At 76.5% G+C, this 1,492-nt stretch carries 1 protein-coding gene; it reads right to left on the bottom strand.

Features of this window, described 5'->3' with window-relative positions:
- Positions 1-47: 47 nt before the first annotated feature.
- The gene (locus HTZ82_RS07450) at positions 48-1,271 is read right to left on the bottom strand and encodes a glycosyltransferase family 4 protein (RefSeq protein ID WP_175408499.1); all 1,224 of its coding nucleotides are present in this window, start codon (positions 1,269-1,271) and stop codon (positions 48-50) included.
- Positions 1,272-1,492 lie beyond the last annotated feature (221 nt).

The following is a 1,492-nucleotide window of genomic DNA, read 5'->3' on the forward strand; positions in this document are numbered from 1 at the left end:
ATGCGGGAAGGGGCGGGGTGGGGAAGAACCGCCGGAGGCCCGTCCCGTCACCGCCCGCACAGCTCGTCGTAGACGCTCAGCACCTGCGCGATGGTGTCGTCCTCGGTCGGCCAGGTCCGGGCCTGGCGGCGCCCGGCCTCCGCGAGGGCGGCGCGCCGCACCGGATCGCCGAGCAGCCCCGTCACCGCGTGCGCCAGCGCCACCGCGTCGCCGTACGGGACGAGTTCCGCGGCGTCACCCACCAGTTCCGGCACCCCGCCGACGGCGGTCGCGACGAGCGGGACGCCCAGCCGCAGGGCCTCCTGGGCGAGCGGGGCCCGCGCCTCCCAGCGGCTCGGCAGTACGGCGACGTCCGCCGCCGCGAGCAGGGCCCCGACGTCGTCGCGGTGCCCCAGGAGCCGTACGGGCAGTTCCTCCGTGTCGATACGGCGCTGCAGCGCGCCCCGCCCCTGCCCCTCCCCGGCGACGGCGACCAGTGGCACCGGGTCGTGGCCGAGCCACTGCCGGGACGCGTCCAGGAGCGTGTCGTGGCCGCGGTGCGGCTCCAGGGGACCGACGGTCATGATCAACGGCCGGTCGACGGCGCCGAGTTCGGCCCGCGCCTTCTCCTCGGCGTCGGAACCGGCGTCGGAACCGGCACCGCCAGCCGCATCGGAGCCGGAGCCGACACCGGAGCCCAAGCCGGAGTCCATGCCGAAGCCCGAGCCCGATCCGGCACCCGACTCCGCGTCGAAAGCGCCGCCGGCCGCCACTCCGCGCCGCCCCGGCAACAGCCCCGCGAGCCCCGGCAGACTCACCGGCCCCAGACGGGCGTCCCTCGCGCCCCGCCGCCGCGCCCGGTCGACCAGCTCGGACGACGTGCCGAGCACCACCGCCGCCGCCCGCACCGCCTTGCGTTCCAGGAGCCGCAGCACCTGCCGGCGGGCACCTTCGGCGTGCGACCGGGTGTGCCAGGTGACGACGAGCGGCACGTGCTGCGCGGCCAGCGCCAGCGCCGCCCGCACCGCCGCGTTCAGCCCGTGCGCGTGGACGACGTCCGCACCCGCGCACGCGGCGCGCAGCGCGCCCACGGACAGCGGGTCGCTGCGACGCGGTACGGGCACGAACTGGGCGCCGGCACCGAGGAAGTCGTAGTCGTGGTCCAGCTCGGCGGGGGCACACACGGTCACCCGCACGCCCCTCGCCACGAGCCCGGCGGCCAGTGATCTGACATGAGCGCTGCTGCCCGCGCTGCCGCCGCCCAGCACTTGGACCGTACGCAGCTGTGTCACGGGCTCAAGGATGCCAGTCCGTACGCACGTTCCGGGACCGGCGAAGCGGTCGGACCCGCCGCCTTTCGGCGCTTTCCGCTGCCCGTGGGCGGTAACCCGCCAACCAGCATCACTCACATGGGTGAGCGCGCGAGGCGGCTGACGGTATCGCCGTTGACGGCTGCCGCGACGAGGGCCGCCGCGTGGACGGCGAGCCCCGCCCGCCCGTTGCCGGCGGCGAC

This window comes from Streptomyces sp. TRM64462 (assembly GCF_013362995.1).
Classification (GTDB): Bacteria; Actinomycetota; Actinomycetes; order Streptomycetales; family Streptomycetaceae; genus Streptomyces.